The 17,325-nt window shown below is 47.6% G+C and carries 16 protein-coding genes; 8 read left to right on the top strand and 8 right to left on the bottom strand.

Features of this window, described 5'->3' with window-relative positions:
• The 5 genes from EC604_RS05465 (at position 1) to queF (ending at position 3,566) form a co-directional block, all read left to right on the top strand.
• Positions 1-705 carry an AIM24 family protein gene (locus tag EC604_RS05465; protein ID WP_123063163.1) on the top strand — a complete coding sequence of 235 codons (705 nt, stop codon included), beginning with the start codon at positions 1-3 and terminating at the stop codon, positions 703-705.
• Between the two features lie 397 nt (positions 706-1,102).
• Positions 1,103-1,792 (top strand): 7-cyano-7-deazaguanine synthase QueC, encoded by a 690-nt coding sequence (gene queC / locus EC604_RS05460; protein WP_123063416.1) that lies wholly within the window; start codon positions 1,103-1,105, stop codon positions 1,790-1,792.
• Positions 1,792-2,283 carry a 6-carboxytetrahydropterin synthase QueD gene (queD, locus tag EC604_RS05455; RefSeq protein ID WP_090918382.1) on the top strand — a complete coding sequence of 164 codons (492 nt, stop codon included), beginning with the start codon at positions 1,792-1,794 and terminating at the stop codon, positions 2,281-2,283. Before queC ends, queD begins: the two co-directional genes overlap by 1 nt.
• Positions 2,276-3,013: a 7-carboxy-7-deazaguanine synthase QueE gene (gene queE / locus EC604_RS05450; RefSeq protein WP_123063162.1), complete on the top strand. Its 738-nt coding sequence runs from the start codon at positions 2,276-2,278 to the stop codon at positions 3,011-3,013. Before queD ends, queE begins: the two co-directional genes overlap by 8 nt.
• 61 nt (positions 3,014-3,074) lie before the next feature.
• Positions 3,075-3,566 (top strand): preQ(1) synthase, encoded by a 492-nt coding sequence (gene queF, locus EC604_RS05445; RefSeq protein WP_430538739.1) that lies wholly within the window; start codon positions 3,075-3,077, stop codon positions 3,564-3,566.
• A 313-nt stretch (positions 3,567-3,879) separates the two neighbouring features.
• Here the strand turns inward: queF and EC604_RS30390 are convergent, their stop codons facing one another.
• The gene (locus EC604_RS30390) at positions 3,880-3,996 is read right to left on the bottom strand and encodes a putative holin-like toxin (RefSeq protein WP_240036669.1); all 117 of its coding nucleotides are present in this window, start codon (positions 3,994-3,996) and stop codon (positions 3,880-3,882) included.
• 350 nt (positions 3,997-4,346) lie between these two features.
• On the opposite strand from EC604_RS30390, the gene EC604_RS05435 reads away from it, so the two are divergent.
• Complete coding sequence (locus tag EC604_RS05435) at positions 4,347-5,621, top strand: MFS transporter (protein ID WP_123063159.1); 1,275 nt, start codon at positions 4,347-4,349, stop codon at positions 5,619-5,621.
• A 256-nt stretch (positions 5,622-5,877) separates the two neighbouring features.
• On the opposite strand, the gene EC604_RS05430 is transcribed toward EC604_RS05435, so the two are convergent.
• From EC604_RS05430 to EC604_RS05400, 7 genes are all read right to left on the bottom strand, one after another.
• Positions 5,878-6,726, bottom strand: a complete 849-nt coding sequence (locus EC604_RS05430) for an EcsC family protein (RefSeq protein ID WP_123063158.1) — start codon at positions 6,724-6,726, stop codon at positions 5,878-5,880.
• Between the two features lie 663 nt (positions 6,727-7,389).
• Positions 7,390-8,370 carry a glycoside hydrolase family 43 protein gene (locus tag EC604_RS05425; RefSeq protein WP_123063157.1) on the bottom strand — a complete coding sequence of 327 codons (981 nt, stop codon included), beginning with the start codon at positions 8,368-8,370 and terminating at the stop codon, positions 7,390-7,392.
• Between the two features lie 414 nt (positions 8,371-8,784).
• Positions 8,785-10,197, bottom strand: a complete 1,413-nt coding sequence (locus EC604_RS05420) for an arabinan endo-1,5-alpha-L-arabinosidase (RefSeq protein ID WP_123063415.1) — start codon at positions 10,195-10,197, stop codon at positions 8,785-8,787.
• Positions 10,198-10,352: 155 nt separating this feature from the next.
• Positions 10,353-11,195 carry a carbohydrate ABC transporter permease gene (locus tag EC604_RS05415; RefSeq protein WP_090918394.1) on the bottom strand — a complete coding sequence of 281 codons (843 nt, stop codon included), beginning with the start codon at positions 11,193-11,195 and terminating at the stop codon, positions 10,353-10,355.
• Positions 11,196-11,222: 27 nt separating this feature from the next.
• Positions 11,223-12,113, bottom strand: a complete 891-nt coding sequence (locus EC604_RS05410; protein WP_090918396.1) for a carbohydrate ABC transporter permease — start codon at positions 12,111-12,113, stop codon at positions 11,223-11,225.
• 241 nt (positions 12,114-12,354) lie between these two features.
• Positions 12,355-13,701, bottom strand: a complete 1,347-nt coding sequence (locus EC604_RS05405) for an ABC transporter substrate-binding protein (RefSeq protein WP_123063156.1) — start codon at positions 13,699-13,701, stop codon at positions 12,355-12,357.
• A 139-nt stretch (positions 13,702-13,840) separates the two neighbouring features.
• On the bottom strand, positions 13,841-14,752 hold the full coding sequence (locus EC604_RS05400; RefSeq protein WP_123063414.1) for a glycoside hydrolase family 43 protein: 912 nt from the start codon (positions 14,750-14,752) through the stop codon (positions 13,841-13,843).
• Positions 14,753-15,313: 561 nt separating this feature from the next.
• On the opposite strand from EC604_RS05400, the gene EC604_RS05395 reads away from it, so the two are divergent.
• Positions 15,314-16,231 (top strand): ArsR/SmtB family transcription factor, encoded by a 918-nt coding sequence (locus EC604_RS05395; protein WP_123063155.1) that lies wholly within the window; start codon positions 15,314-15,316, stop codon positions 16,229-16,231.
• A gap of 125 nt (positions 16,232-16,356) precedes the next feature.
• Positions 16,357-17,280, top strand: a complete 924-nt coding sequence (locus EC604_RS05390) for a helix-turn-helix transcriptional regulator (protein ID WP_123063413.1) — start codon at positions 16,357-16,359, stop codon at positions 17,278-17,280.
• Positions 17,281-17,325 lie beyond the last annotated feature (45 nt).

Below are 17,325 nucleotides of genomic sequence, written 5' to 3'. Positions count from 1 at the left end.
ATGCATATACATCTGAACCATGCTGAAGCTGGCGGAGCCGGACAAGTGGTTACATTTTCACTGATCCAGGATGACCGCCTCCATATTCTGCATCCGCAGCAAATCGTTGCTTTTCGCGGGCCCAGCAACAGCAGACAAGATAAATTCATGAATATTTCGGGTATGTATCGCAAAAAAAAGCTGATTAAATCAGAAATTACCGGCCCATGTCAATTTGTAGCTGCCCTTCCTCCGGGATTCACTATGAAAGAAGTGCAGCTTACAGAACACAGTGATCTGCTTTATGATTTTCGCCATTTGTTCTTCTATTCTGATGGTGTCACCATGCAGACCAAAATTCAAAAGATCAAAAATATGCTGATTACCCGGGATGCAGTGAAGATGAAGTTTGCAGGCAAAGGAACCATTGGATTGCTCACACAAGGTCAGGTATGTCAGCAAGAACTGCATCCCACTGCCCCGCTTTATGTAGATGCTGGGAGCGTCATCGCCTACCCCGAGAATGCTCATCTGGAATTAACCGTATACGGAAACAACCTGGCCAGCCAGCATATGAACTATCATTGGAAAATGACAGGACAAGGCCCGGTGCTTTTTCAAGCGGGACGGGAAAACTACAGACTGCAACAGGACATCAATGACGAAGGTTTATTCAAACGTATATTAAAAGAAGTCATTCCTTTTGGTAACGTCATTATTAAGTAAATATGGATTTTAAAAAATGTGCCGATCCGGTAAATGATATGGTATACTGAACCCGGACAATTAAAGAAGAAAATCCATGCCTATGGCATGGGAGAGGTTCGCGAACTCCCTCTACAAGACTTGACCTGTGTATGGTCGCTACAGTCTTGCGTACTGATTTCCGTGATTAAACGTAGCTTTTACATGCTTTAGGCTTAAAGCTTAAGTTGTAAAAGGATACGGGCTGACGCGGTGTGCGTAAAAAACTAAGGACACTTGCTTATAGCAGCTTTTTTTAAAGCGGTTATTAAGAAGGTGTGTTTTTTGATGGATGCCAGTTCATGAACTTCTCTGTTCTTCCGACATTTCTTGCTTATATGCAGGGGTGATCTCAAGAAGATGGAGAGGTTTTTTTATGTTGAACAAAGAAAAAGCGGTCGTTGTATTCAGCGGCGGCCAGGACAGCACAACGTGTCTGTTCTGGGCAAAAAAACAATTTGCCGAAGTTGAAGCGGTTACGTTTGATTACGGGCAGCGCCATAAGCTGGAGATTGAGTGTGCAGCAGCGATTGCCAAAGATTTGGGTGTGCAGCAAACCGTACTGGATATGAGCTTGCTTAACCAGCTCGCACCAAACGCTCTCACACGTTCCGATGTGGAAATTGCGCATGAAGAAGGCGAACTACCCAGCACATTTGTTGACGGAAGGAACTTACTGTTCCTCAGCTTTGCCGCCATTTTGGCAAAACAAAAAGGCGCTCGCCACTTGGTAACAGGTGTTTGCGAGACAGACTTCAGCGGGTATCCCGATTGCCGGGATTCATTTGTAAAGTCGATGAATGTAACTCTTAATCTGTCGATGGACTACCCATTTGTTATTCATACGCCATTGATGTGGCTGGACAAAGCTGCAACATGGAAGATGGCCGATGAACTGGGTGCTTTCGATTATGTGCGCGAACGTACTCTGACTTGTTATAACGGCGTCATCGGTGACGGGTGCGGTGAATGCCCGGCTTGCAAGCTACGCAAAGCCGGATTGGATCGTTATGCAGAGGAACGTGCAGCCACTTGTACTACTGCACATTCCGCTGGAGTGGATGCATGATGAGAGAACCCGGAACGTTTCGCATCGTTGAACGCTTGCAGCGAATTGATCAGGATATTCTACCCACACAGCTGAGATATCACCGCAAACGTGTGCTGGTCAGCAAAGAATTTACTTTTGATGCAGCACATCATCTGCACTGCTATGAAGGCAAGTGCAAAAATCTGCACGGGCATACGTATAAAGTGGTTTTTGGCATCAGCGGTTATCCGGGTGAAACCGGGCTGACGGTTGATTTTGGACATATCAAGGACATCTGGAAAAGCCGGATTGAAGGTTACCTGGATCATCAATATTTGAATGAAACATTGCCTCTCATGAATACGACGGCTGAAAATATGGTGGTCTGGCTATTCGAGCAGATGGAACATGCTCTACAAACGGAGCCTTATGCCGGGCTCACAGACGGAGCCCGCACGGAATTCGTGCGACTCTTCGAGACTCCGACCAGTTATGCTGAAGCAAGACGGGAGTGGATGATCGATGAGTAAGGAAGCACGGATCCCTGTTATGGAGGTTTTTGGTCCGACGGTTCAAGGCGAAGGCATGGTCATCGGGCAAAAAACGATGTTTGTGCGCACCGCGGGCTGCGATTATCGCTGCTCCTGGTGCGACTCGGCCTTTACCTGGGACGGCAGTGGCAAGGACCAGATTCGCATGCTGACGCCGGAGGCGGTATGGGATGAACTGCGCCGCCTGGGCGGCACGCGTTTCTCCCATGTAACCCTCTCCGGCGGCAACCCCGCCCTGCTCGCTTCGCTGGGCGGGCTGGTTGCCCTGCTGCGTGAGCACGGCGTCCGCACCGCGGTTGAGACGCAGGGCTCACGCTGGCAGTCATGGCTGGCGGACATTGACGAAGTCACCGTCTCGCCCAAGCCACCCAGCTCAGGCATGGACACCGACTGGGCTGTTCTGGACGATGTGATCAGCCGTCTGGCTGCTGGCCCGGCCGATCGAAGCCATAGTCTGAAGATCGTGATCTTCGATCAGACAGACCTGGACTATGCCCGCCGTGTGCATGCACGGTATCCGGGCACAGCTTTATTTTTACAAACGGGGAACCCCGATGTTTCTTCGGCGGATACGCCGGATCTTGCGGCTTCGTTGCTGGAGCGTTACGAATGGCTGATTGATCAGGTAAGTGCCTCGGACGATCTGAACAACGTGCGCGTTCTTCCGCAGCTTCATACGCTGGTATGGGGGAATAAACGCGGGGTTTAACTATATACGAGATTATAATACGAGGCCTACGGCTTCAATTGAATACGAGGAGTTTATTTTAATGAGACAACCTGACGAGATGCAAGATGTAACATTGCTGGGCAACCAGAATCTGAAATATACGTTTGAGTATGATCCTGGTATTCTGGAGAGCTTTGATAACAAGCATCCGTACCGTGATTATTTTGTAAAATTCAACTGCCCGGAATTCACCAGTCTGTGCCCGATTACGGGTCAACCGGACTTTGCGACGATCTATATCAGCTATATTCCCGATATCAAAATGGTTGAGAGCAAATCGCTCAAACTATACCTGTTCAGCTTCCGCAACCATGGTGATTTCCACGAAGACTGTGTGAATATTATTATGAACGATTTGATCAAGCTGATGGACCCGCGCTTCATTGAAGTCTGGGGCAAATTCACTCCGCGCGGCGGCATCTCCATCGACCCGTACACCAACTACGGCAAACCTGGAACGAAATACGAGCAAATGGCTGAACACCGCATGATGAACCATGACATGAATCCGGAGACGATTGATAATCGTTAATTTGAGTCTGTAGATACTATTATTAGCGGGACTCTTCAAGGCTGAAACAGTCCTGATTTCACGGTTTGAAACGATGAATCCCGACTTATTGGCAATGATTTTAACCTTCAGCCTTGAAGGAATGAGTACGAAACGGATAAAATGTCAGTATGGTACATGTGGAGTTTTGGGAATGTTGTGATAAACTGTAATCAATAAGGATTATAAAAAAGAGTAAGGATGCGTCAACATCCTCACTCTTTTACAACAGCCGCTTCAAGGGCGGTGGCTGTAACCGGTAACTGAAATAGACCATTACCTTAGTCGGGGCGGTCTATTTCTTTTTGTTTTGATTATTCAATGCAATGACGATCGTTACAATCAGTCTAATCAAGGTTACTGTAAACCCTGCAAAACTGATCATCAGCGTCAGTACATCTTTTATCTCCACAGGCATCACCTCCTTACACAGGAGACCTAGGACGTGTCTTGAAACCTACTGAAGTGCATCTTTTACTGCCTTTTCGCCCCCTCCTGCGTCACTTTCCCTTGACGTGCCCCGGCACGCCTGCGGAAAACTTCCTTGCTTGGAACGAAAATTCAGCAAAATCTGCTTCCTTCAGCGTTTTCAGACACGCCCTAGCCGACCACCCATTCAAGCCATTCTGTTGTTGTAACTTCCTTCTTTGTTCCCCTTGTCGCTTCTTGCAATCTATCCTATTATGTAACAATATGCTTAATTGCATATAATCTAACATTAGGCGCTGATCCCTCGTGACCGCGACCAAAGGAGAACTGAACATGTCTACACAAACCACATTAGCCAAGGACGCCGCAGCGCGTTCGAAAGCCCCACCCGGATTGGATGCTCAAAGCACCGTATACCGGATACTTATTGCCATCAGTCTGGTGCATCTGTTCAACGATTCCATCCAGTCTGTCATTCCGGCAATATTTCCTATCTTAAAAGACTCCATGCATCTAACGTACACTCAGATTGGCTGGATCGCTTTTGCGATCAACTTTACCTCATCGATTATGCAGCCTGTTGTCGGCTGGTTTGCTGATAAAAAACCTACTCCGTCGATCCTGCCGATCGGGATGGGTTTCACATTTACGGGCATGTTGTTGCTCGCCTTTGCGGACAGTTATGTGATGGTGCTCATCTCCGTCATTTTTGTTGGACTCGGCTCCGCGGCTTTCCATCCGGAAGGCTCTCGGGTATCCCACATGGCCGCGGGCCAGCGCCGCGGACTGGCACAGTCTATTTTTCAGGTAGGCGGTAATGCTGGACAATCCCTTGCACCGCTGCTTACACGCTGGATTTTCATCCCGTTTGGGCTGTTTGGTGCCATTGGCTTTACGGGTATTGCCGCAATGGGAATTGCCGTACAGCTCTACGTCGCACGTTGGTATGGTCAGATGTTGCAATCCGGTTCCTATTTGCGTAAACAAGCGGCTGCCCGTCGCGCTCCCAATCCAGCATTGCGTCAAAAGATTGCTGCCGCGATTACGATCCTGATTCTGCTCGTATTTGTCCGTTCGTGGTACGTAGCTTCGATCGGCAGCTTTTACGCCTTTAATCTGAAAGATACATTTGCTTTATCTACGGAAGACGCGCAAATTTATATTTTTCTCTTCCTGGCTGCCGGTGCACTGGGTACCTTCTTTGGTGGCCCGCTCGCAGACCGATTCGGTAAACGTAACATGATCTTTCTATCCATGGCCGGAGCTGCACCGCTCGCGCTGTTGTTACCTTACGCCAATTTGTTCTGGACGGGCGTACTGCTGACGATTATTGGCTTTATCATGTTATCCAGCTTCTCCGTTACTGTGGTATACGCTCAAATGCTCATTCCGGGCAAAATCGGAACGGTTTCCGGTCTGATTACTGGTCTTGCCTTTGGGATGGGCGGTCTTGGGGCACTCGTGCTCGGGAACTGGATCGACGTCTTCGGCGTTTCACCCGTCATGCAAATATGCAGCTTTTTGCCGCTCATTGGTATCTTTACGTTCCTGCTGCCATCTGACAAGTTGCTCAATCGTTGGGCACAGGAAAACGGTAGTGAGGAGTAAGTTCTTTCGGCTACATCCTGGTTTTGATATGGGGTAATGTAAGAGTGATGAAATAGTTTCTCTCGAGATCGTTAAATTTCCAAAAATTCGCTTCCGCTCCTGCTTATCAAACACAAATAAAAAGGTTCCCGTCCGTATCTGAATTCATCCAGATCGGCAGGAGCCTTTTTTCATCATATCGTCCTATCTTAAGACTCGCTTCCCTAGTCATCTAGAGTAATCTCAACCTACAACTAACAGCCTGAGGCGGATTTGTCTATTTCAAGCGTTGCAAAATCAGCCGTTTTTTGTACAGCATTTTACCTGCCTCAGCGACGTCCTGAATTGTATTTTTGTTGCTGACGGAGCCGAAGATCATCCCCGCAACGGGTATTAACTGGAATAACTTTTTCCAGCCAAAAGACTCACTGTACGAGTTAAACACTTCACGCCATCCTTGCATCTGAGACACCACTTCAACTTGCTTGTCTGGATTATCGTAGTCAGCCAGCTCATCAATGATGGCTTTCTTGCCCACAATATCGGCGGAAGAGAATTGCAGACACTTCACGATAAAGATACGCTCCAGCGGATCATCGGGATCATACCCGTAACACAGCGCCATCTCTTGAAGTACTTTTAATGAAAGTCCCATTACCAGTGGAATGTCCGCTGCGATCGTTACGATGCCTCCAAATCCTGTCGCGGCTCCTTGTGCCGCAGCAAATTTGCTTCGACTTTCGGTGATGCTATCCGCCACACGGTCCAGCACCTCAAGCGGTAGTTTTTCCACACTCTGAATTTGGGCAGTGTTCTCCATATCCGTATCCTGCTCTAATTGGTAGATATAATCCGTTGTTATGGGGTAACCCGAGCGCTCGGCTTCCTCTCGCAGGAGCTTGGCTACTTTTTTCTTCTGAACAAGAAACTTGCCACCCGTCTGTAGATACTGGCCCACTTCGTTCAGGGCGTCGCCTATCTTCTGTTTGATCGCCTTCGGCATCACTTTATCCAACATGGCAAATGGCAACCGCCCAATCTTGTCCCATATGAACAAATCCTTCTGTTCCTTCTCCCATTTTAAAATCTGCTCAAGCTCCCCATCTAATATCTCGCGTGATTCCATATGTAATCCTCCTTAAGGTGGTAGTGTGCTCCAAAAATTCTGAATCTGACCTAGCTCATTCTCAGCTTAACACATCATAACGAAACACCGGAAATATGTAGAAAACAGTTTAAACTGAGGAGTTTTGGTTTTGGTTTTGGTTTTGGTTTTGGTTTTGGTTTTGGTTTTGGTTTTGGTTTTAAGCGTTTCGCCCACACCCTGTTTAGTCTAACGATCTCAGATGAGCTTATTTAATCGATATCGAGCTTTCTCCAATTCTAACGATCACCACAAACCTTATTTCGCTGAAAACGCATGATAAATGTCCTTTTTTACATCAAATTCTCCAAATAAGCTCTCCTGAGATCGTTAGAAAATAAATCTGTACAATATCGTCAAAATAGCGTTGCTGGTGATCGTTAGAATTCTGCACACCGAGTTCAAGACCTTAAAACTAAAAGTAATAAGTCCTTCAGTTTAAATTGTTTTGAATTTTTCGATGTAATGGTATACGTCTCTGCCTCTCCTCGGTTGCTTTCACGATCTAAACTTTCTTAATTCAGACTTCTAAGCTCCACACTGTATAGATAACCTTTATTGGATCATACATATCAAAAAGAGCCCTTCGTCAGCATGATCTGCTCACCAAAGGCTCTTATCTCTTATACTTTATCCAAAAAAATACTACTTCACCTCTGCCACACCTTGCCCATCGGGAACCGGAATTCCAAAATTCGGTGTTCCATCTTCATTCCAATGAATTACCTGCGCACGAGCATGGCGGTTCGGATCGTACAGCGGATCTCCCTCAATCTCTTTGTAGTTGCGCGCATGATAGATCAGAATATCGGTTTTGCCATCTGGTGAAACGGTAAAGCTGTTATGTCCCGGTCCATATTGTCCATTCTCTTCACAAGTCTGGAATACTGGTTTCGGTGATTTCACCCAGCTTGCCGGATCAAGCAGATCGGCATCTTCATCTGCCGTAAGTAGCCCCATGCAATAGTGATGATCCGTCGCACTGGCTGAGTAACTGATAAACAGACGACCGTTCCGATGGAGTACGGCTGCGCCTTCATTGACTTTAAATCCGATGATCTCCCAATCGTATTCAGGTGTCGTAATCATGACCTGCTCACCACGCAGTGTCCATGGGTTTTCCATTTCACAAATATAGAGGTTCGAATTGCCGTCAATGCTCGGATCTTTCTGGGCCCAGACCAGATAACGAATGCCTCTGTGTTCAAAGGTCGTGGCATCTAGCGCAAAACTCTCCCATTGGGTTCGAATTTGCCCTTTCTCCTCCCACGTTCCTTCAAGCGGATTAGCGGAATCATTCTCAAGTACATACATGCGGTGATCGAATAAACCCTCGTTCGTTTCACTCGTATGTGCCGCTGCATAGTATATGTACCATTTGCCATCAATAAAATGAATCTCTGGTGCCCAGATGTTTGCACTCATTGGCCCAGTCTCACGCTTCGCCCAAGCGGTTACGGGTTCGGCATCTCTCAAGGCCTCCAGCGTCGTTGCTCGCCGAATTTCAATCCGGTCAAAGGCTGGTACGGAAGCAGAAAAATAGTAGTACCCGTCCGTATGGCGGTACACCCAAGGATCAGCGCGCTGCTCTAGCATGGGATTGGTAAATGTAATGGAATTGGTCATGGGAATGAACCCCTTTCATATGTGTGTTTATGGCTTGAATCTATGATGTGCTCGGTGTGCTTGCGAAAACATATAGAGCAGGGTTGGAGGGGCACAGCGGACGTTCGCGGGCGACAGGGCCTTGGCGCTCTCCTTGCCCTCCGATTTCTTCCTTCACCGCTCCCGGCGGTGGAAATCGGATGTCAAACTCGCACTCGCGGCTCCTTTCTCCCTCTCACTGCTTGTGCCCCGGCGCCAAGCGCTCGTGCAGTACACTCGCTAGCTGGCACCCATCCTGCTTCGAGCCATTAGGCTGGCTCACCGTCTCACTGCTTGCGCCACATGCGATGTTGTCGCCAGCGCACGATGCCTGAGTCTAGGCACGGACTGCATCATGTCTGCGCCCCTCGCTGACCACCCTTCAAGGTCAGCGGTTTACTTCTCAGCTGCGCTGATCTGTTTGCTCCAGACCGCGATGCCGTGGTCGCTCAGACCAGTCATCACCAGCGCAGGCTGGCCTCGCTCCCAATCCCAGGATGGGAGCAGCTTCAGTTCTTCCGTGGAAGCACCGCCCCATGGGCTTTCCTTCCACGTCAGCGTTATCGTTTGTTGGCCATCAAACGTCCAGGTTCCCGAACCGTTCTCGCTTTCGATTTTGCCTTTGCTCGTCAGTGTATATGGCACTGCTTGCACCTGCCCGTTCACAGACGGATCAAGCGCCATGCCCTCCCACGTTCCGGCAATCATCGATTTCGGAATGTCTTGTACGGTCTCTCCGGCATAGCGCTCTGGCGACACGACAGGCCAGCCGTCCTTCGTCCACAACATTTTGCGTACATGCAGATACGGCCAGTTTTTATCGGTCTCGCCTCGTGCATGATGCACGATGTAATAATCGTCGCCATCCTTCAGCACGGAGTTGTGCCCTGGGGCAACCCAGCCCTCACCCTCGGTGAAGCGGTATCCGCCCAGAATTTTGGTGCCAATCTCATACTGCGGCAGGTGCTCCGTATCCAACATTTCATTGCCGTTCATATCCGTATAAGGCCCTGTGATGGAGTCGGCACGAGCTACCCGCACGTTATAGTCTTCGAACAGAGAATCATAAGACACGAACAGGTAATATTTTTGAAACTCGGGATTATACACAATATAGGGTCCCTCGACTGCGCCTTCTTCGGTTGCACGGTCTCTTGCTGCGATACGCGTACCATACCCCTTTTCCTTGAACTTGCCCGTATCCGGGTCAAGCGGTGCAATGTAGATCCCGTCGAAAAATGAACCATATACCATCCACGGGTTGCCTAAGGCATCGAGTACCGGATTGGCATCGATGGCATTCAGTCCGTCCTTTTCCTGACCAGCGGTCTTCACAACCAGTCCTTCATCCTTCCATGGCCCCTCAGGAGACTTGGAGGTTTGCAACCCGATGGCAGACTGAGTGCTGCCAAAGCTAGAAGCCGAATAATACAATCGGTACGTATCCCCCGCTTTAATAATATCCGGTGCCCACAGGTTCGTTGCTCCCGTCCAGTCCAATGCTTCCTTGGGGATACCTGGCAAAGCCTGCCCCACCCATTTCCAGTTGATCAAATCATCTGATTTTCGCACCATTACGCCTGGTTTCGGTTCCCCTGCTACTCGAACATCTGTGGAATAGACGTAGTAGCCCTGGTCTGTTTTGATAATCGCAGGATCGTGTGCATTGTTAATCGTCCACTTCGACTCATCATCCAGAATCGAGAGATCATACATTTTTGGTTCCTGCGGAGCTTCCGGAAAAACCGGAGGTTTCGCCGTGTCCCCGCCATCTGCACAGCCTACCGTACCTAGAAACATCAGTAACATTAATACCGCAACTCCCTTCCTTGCCCTATGCCGCCCCTTTGGTCCTGTCCAATATTTATCAAGTTTCCGCTCTTTTCGCCCTTCTCGCTCTTTCGATTCATTCCACTCTTCTCGTCTCTCCGGTTCTTTCCATGCTCTCCAATCCCTCATGCCTTTCACCCCTTGACCCCTGAAATCGCAACCGACTCGATAATCTGCTTCTGGAAGATCAGGAAGATGATTAGAACAGGTAACAGTGCCACAATCGATGCCGCCATGATCAGCGGATAATCCGTTTGAATCGCATAGGTCGCGTTAAAGTTCGCAATAACAAGCTGCAACGTTTGTTTCTCAGGTGAATTCAGATAAATAATCGGTGCCAGATAATCATTCCAGATGCCCATAAACCAGAGAATCAGCTGTGCAGCTACCGCAGGTTTAATCAGTGGAAATGTAATGCTGGAATACAACCGGAAGTAAGAGCTTCCGTCGATCTTCGCCGCTTCAATAATCGCATCAGGGACACTAAGCAGATATTGCCGCAGGAAAAAGATCATGATCACGTTTCCGAACAACCCCGGAACAATGAGTGGCAGTAAGGTGTCTACCCAGCCCAGCTTGGAAAACATAATAAATTGCGGAATCATGACCGTCGGATACGGAATCATCATCGAGGCCAGCAGGGCAAGAAACAGTTTGTTTTTATGTGGAAATCTTAACTTGGCAAAAGCAAATGCTGCAAGACTCGACGTAAACGTACCTACCACCGTCACACTGAGTGCTACAATAAGACTGTTCTTGATCCCGCTGAGCAGCGGGCCCGCTTCCCAAATCTCTTTATATTTATCGAACCGAAACACTTCCGGAATCCAGACCGGCGGCAGTGCGAATACATCCTGTTTCTCCTTGAGCGAGGTGGAAAGCATCCAGAGCAAAGGCGCAATCATCGCAATCGCACCGATGGACAGAACGATAAATATAATGGAGTTTGTTACTTTCCTTCTTTGACTATAAGACATCTTCCGTTCCACTCCTTTCCTCGCCCATTAATCCCCGTCGTAGGCTGATCTTTCGTTAAGTTTGAATTGTATAAGCGTAATCACAAAGATGAAGATGCCCAGAATCATGGCCATCGCTGAAGCGTAACCCATCTGCAGGTTGCTAAAGGCCTTTTGCCAGATATAAAAGACGATCGAAGCGGATGCATATTCCGGCCCGCCTGTCGGTGTCATAATGTTCATCTCGGTAAAGATTTGAGAACCCCCGATGATATTCGTCACTACCAGGAAAAAAGTTACGGGCTTCACCATCGGCCAGGTGATATTGCGGAAAATCTGAAATCCATTCGCGCCGTCCAGCTCGGCAGCCTCGTAATAGGTACGGGATACACTTTGCAGTGCCGCAAGATATAACAGCATTGTATAACCCAGACCTTTCCAGACGGTCATGATGATCAGCGCGGGTTTTACTGTATCTTTGTTCGCCAGCCAGTTGGGGCCTTTGATACCAAACAGATCGAGGAACTGATTCACCAGACCGTAGTCTCCGTTGTACGCCCAGTTCCACATGATGGATACCGCCGCCAAGGAAGAGATAACCGGTATGTAGTAGATCACACGAAATGTAGTCGTACCCGGAATTTTACGATTCAGCCCCATTGCAAGTAATAGCGCCAGCAACAGACCAATCGGAATACCGAGCATCAGGTAAAACGTATTAAACATGGCCTTGTAAAAAAGATCATCGGTCAACAAGTCTTTGAAATTGGCAAGCCCGATAAAGTTCATCTGCCCCAGTCCGTCCCAATCGGTAAACGAACCATAGAGGGAATAGAGGAACGGGAATAATACAAAGATCACAAGCCCCAAAACGGGGGGCAAAATAAACAAGTATCCATACATCATCTCTTTGCGATACAAACTCGATTTCGTATTCACGTGTTCACCCCTGTTTCTAAGATCAGCATGTGGCATACATCGATTGGCCTTTTTGAATCCTGGCTTCTGCTCTGTTCCGGTCAATACATGCCACATGCTCGTATGGAATCTGGAAAATAAAATTAAACTAAACGTTTACATCGTTCATTCCGTTACAACGTGTAAAAAATAGCTCATCTTAAATCATCTAACAAACAAATGCCAGCAGCATCGGTTCAGGCTGCTGGCATCCCTTGTCTATCTATTTATTCTGAGATTTCTTCTCCTGCTCCACTGCTTTGTCCAGCAGCTTCTGCATTTTGGGCTGTTGTTGCTTCACATAGTCAGCGGCAGTCATCTTGCCATCGAGTACCGGCTGAATGTCGGTGAAGAACATGTCGTACCACTCCGCGTTGTACGTATAGTTGCCTGGCAACGCACGTCCGTAATCTTTTACGATATCGATGAATTCCTGTTTGTTTTCCGGTTTGGTGGAAGTATCCTTCGCCCACTCATCGGCCATATCAAGCAAGTTCGGAATTTGAACCTTCGCGTCTACGAGTTGTTTCATGCCTTCCTTTGAAGCCGTGAGGTAATTCACCAATGCAGCAGCTTCTTCTGGATGTTTCGTTTTGGCAGATACACCGATCCCGAGGGAACCGATCCATGTGGCTGATTTGCCTGTTGATCCCGCCGGGAAAGGCAGCAGATCATAATCGAATGGAAGCTTTTCAAATGTACTCATATCCCACGGACCCACAGGGAAAAACGCCATCTCGCCTTTCATCCAGCGCTGATACGTATCCAGCGTTTGTGCTTCCTCAATGGAAGGGGTGATCTTATACTTGTTCTGCATATCCGCGAAGAATTGCAACGCTTCCGCGAATTTTGGATCATCAATCGTGACTTTCGTTTTGCTCTCGTCCAGCCAGTCAGCCCCGTTGCTCCATACAAAAGACTGCAGTGCCCACTGTACGTTAAAACCTGTGCCGAATACGTCCGGTTTACCATCCCCATTGGTATCTTTCGTGGCTTGCTGATTCACCTTGATGAACTCTTCCCACGTATACGGCTTGTCTTTGTCAGGGAGTGGAATACCTTCTTTTTCAAAAAGGGTCTTGTTATAACCCAGCGCAAACGGCCCCACATCCTTAGGCATACCGTAAAGGTCGCCTTGTCCTGCCATCTTGCCATCATAACGATACAAATCAACGCCGTACTTCCATATATTGTCCAGATTGATATCTTTGTTTTTCTCAATATACGGTGTCAGGTTCATTAGCACCTTGCTGTTGACATAGGCCTTCATATCACCTGGAGCAAAATAAAATACGTCAGGCATGCTGTTACCCGTGATCGCTGCACGGAGCTTGGTTGCGTATTGATCCGCAGCGGTTACGATAATTTTGACTTTGACGCCCGGATGCTCTTCTTCAAACTTTTTCACGACAGCCTGATAGGCTTTCTGCTCATCCGTGCCGCCGCGGAACATAAACGTCAGTTCTTTATCCCCGCTTGAACTCCCGCTTCCCCCTCCACAACCTGCAAGCACCAGTGCACTGACCAGCATTAGCAGCATAAACGTGACCCAACTCTTTCTCTCGACCATATGAACCCCTCCTGATCTGGACTTGTAAACGTATTCAATACCATGAATCAGCATTTCTGTTGTTAAATTTATCAAATCCAGATCCTTTTAGTCAATACTTTGTTAAAACATTTTATACTTTTATAAAATAAATATCATACTAATACGTCGGCCAGCCGTTTCCGTCCCATAACAAATCGCTAATGAGTAATTTCGGATTGCCATTATCCGTTGCATCATAAGCATGCCGTACGATTAGATTGCCGTTAACCACGTCCTGCCCACCCGGGCCTTTCCATCTCACATTACCTGAGTCCAAAATCGTGCCGCCACCGTTCATCATATTCACTCCGTTTTTGTCAACGTAAGGGCCCGTAATGCTGGTGGATCGACCGTAGACCATTTTGTAAGTACTGTTCACACCTTTACAGCAGGAATCAATTGAAGCAAACAAGTAATAATATCCGTTGCGATACGTGATACTTGGTGCTTCAATCGCGCCCCCGTTATTCGGACGTGCTGCAATCGAGAAGATGTTACCTGTCGGTTTCATCGTGTTTTTGTCCAACTTCACAATCTTCAGACCGCTCCAGAACGATCCAAAGGCCAGCCATGGATTGCCTGAAGCATCAATAACCAGTTCCGGATCAATAGCGTTGTAATTATTCGATGTATTAGATTGCAGTACAAGCCCCTCATCTTTCCATTGCCCTGCGCCAACGCTGTTTGCGGACGCCAAACCAATCGCAGATCTATTGGAGCCAAAGGTGGAGATGGAATAATAGAGCCAAACTTTGCCGTTATACCGTTGTACGTCCGGTGCCCACACATCCAGGTCTTTCTGTGCGGGGACAGCCGAATTCCACCAGGAGGGTTCACTTAGAAAAATCTGCGGCACACGATACCACGACGTTCCGTTATCTGATTTCAACACCTGAATTCCTGGCCCCGTTGAAAAGGTGTACCAGGAATTGCCCTCTTTGATGATAGTCGGATCATGAACGGCGATATCTCCCGATAGATTCCAAAACGCGGCTAAAGCCCGAGACTGTCCTGCAAGCACTAGCACCATCACCAAAAATGCAGGTAAAACCCAACGCCTTTTGGATGAAAACTTCGAACTGTTCGAGCCATGCGAATGATCTGAATCCCTTAACTCGCCTGAGCCTGATTCCACTTTCACCGTTTTAGAATCCTTCCATGTCTGCCACCTGGAACCCCTCCATGCCTTCCACTCCAGCCGCTTCAACTTCTTCCACTCTAAACTCCTCAACTTCTTCCATGAACTGAACTTTTCCATACCGGAACGCCGCCTCTCCTGATTAAATGGTTGCTTTGGTTCATGAAGTATTAAATCAATTTAAGTATAATAGGATTATAAAAGCGGTTACATGACAATTCAATGGTATATTTCAAATATATATGAATTAATTTAAGGTTTTATTTTAAGTATGTGGGGATAAAATCTCGTATAAGCTTTAAAAATTTCATTGTATACATAGGGTATACCTCGCTTTTCTCCGCTCTTTCTTTCGAGCATGTAATGATTTATAATTATCTGAAATAAAACAGTCAAATGTGCAAAAGTCTGCGTAAATAGGCTTTGTTCAGAACGGGGAAAGGACATCCACCTATGATTTATATTAAAGATCTGATGTCAGGTGTGAACATTTTCAAAGCACTCAGCTCCGAGATTCGCATTCAGATTATTGAGTTGCTTGCCAGAAACCAAAGTCTTAATCTCAATGACCTCGCGACCAAGCTCGGACTTAGTAACGGCGCGATCACAATGCATATCAAAAAGCTGGAGGAAAGCGGATTAATTGAGATTAACACGGCTGTCGGCAAACATGGAATTCAGAAGATCTGTTATCTTAACGAGGAAAAATTGATGGTTGATCTGCGTTCGCAGGAGATCCATAACCGGTACGAGGTAGAGATTCAGGTTGGGCATTACAGTGATTATCAGGCGGCACCCACATGCGGGATTGCTACGAAAGACAGCATTATTGGGGAGTTTGATGATCCCCGCTATTTTGCCGATCCGCTTCGGATCGATGCAGAGATGATTTGGCTGGCCGAAGGATATCTGGAATACCGAATACCCAACTACCTGAAGCCCAACCAGACGTTTAGCGAGATTCAACTCTCCATGGAACTCGGTTCAGAAGCCCCTGGATTCTGTGACAACTATCCGTCGGATATTTATTTTTACGTCAATGGCAAAAAGATCGGCCTCTGGACGAGTCCCGGAGATTTCGGCGATACACGCGGCACTTTTAATCCGGACTGGTGGCCTCCGCACCTGAATCAGTACGGCATGTTGAAGCTGATTCGTATTACGAAGGAAGGCAGCTATATCGACGGATGCCGGATTTCCGACGTCACACTGGATGATATCGCGCTGGATTACAAAAGTGATATCCACTTCCGCATCGCGGTTACCGACGGCCCTGTCAACAAACGCGGCCTGACTATTTTCGGAAAAAACTTCGGCAACTACGGTCAGGGACTGCTTGCGCGGGTGCTTTATAACGTGCAGGAGGACTAGAAAGGGTATGCTTGGAAAGTTTGGCTGAAGAATGCTCCTTATTGTAGAAGAGTGCGAATATGCACTCTTTTTTTAATGATATACTTATGGCCTGTATTGGAAAAGTGATGACGGGTGGGGTTCTATTGAAACTGGAACGGTTAGTCTCGATCATATACAAGTTACTCAATCACGAGGTGTTGTCTGCATCAACCCTTGCCGAGGAATATCAAGTATCGCCCAGAACGATCTATCGGGATATTGATGTAATCTGTGCGGCCGGGTTTCCTGTTGTTTCGCATCAGGGAATGAATGGCGGGTATGGCATTATGAACGGATATAAAATGGATAAAAGCTTGCTCGGCTCCTATGATGTGGATGCATTGATTACAGTGCTGACCAGCCTCTCTACCGTATTTAATGATGTGCGTGCACAGGGTACAATCGAACGTTTGCAGACGATTGGAGAACAGCATGAGAGACCGAACTTAACTGTAGACCTGAATACGTATCGAACTGAGCCCGACTCGCTTTCGCATCTTCGTGCAGGAATCATGCAACATCATGTCGTTCAGTTTGATTACATTAATTCCAAAAATGAGCGCACGACCCGAGAAATCGAACCTGTTCTGTTGCAATTTAAATATCGTAGCTGGTACGTTTATGGATATTGTCGCAGCCGGCAGGATTACCGGGAATTCCGGCTGTCACGGATGTTAAACGTGCATCTGACCAACCGTTATTTCGAACCGCACGCTCTCCCCTCAGAAGAGCCGTCCCTCCCTCCGCCTGTCGCACAGGATATCATGACAGATGTGGTATTTCGCGTATATCCGGATGCACTCGCGGAGGCGCTGGATCATTTTCAGCAGGCAGATAAACAATTTCATGAGGACGGCACCATGACGATGCGCATCCGGGTTCATGAGCCGCTCCAGGCTCCGTGGTTATGGTCGTTCTTGCTGAGTTTGGGAAGTGGTGCAGAGGTTTTAGAACCTGCAGCACTGAGGGATGTTCTGGAGACGCAACTACGAAATGCACTCAAACGCTATGACAAACACAATCATTGAAGCCACACTAGTAGTTAAAGTGGAGGTACATGTTCGGGTAATGTA

The sequence above is a fragment of the Paenibacillus amylolyticus genome (assembly GCF_003719335.1).
Taxonomy (GTDB): Bacteria; Bacillota; Bacilli; order Paenibacillales; family Paenibacillaceae; genus Paenibacillus; species Paenibacillus amylolyticus_D.
The sequence above is the reverse complement of the archived record's forward strand: the minus strand, read 5'-3'. Positions and strand labels throughout refer to the sequence as shown.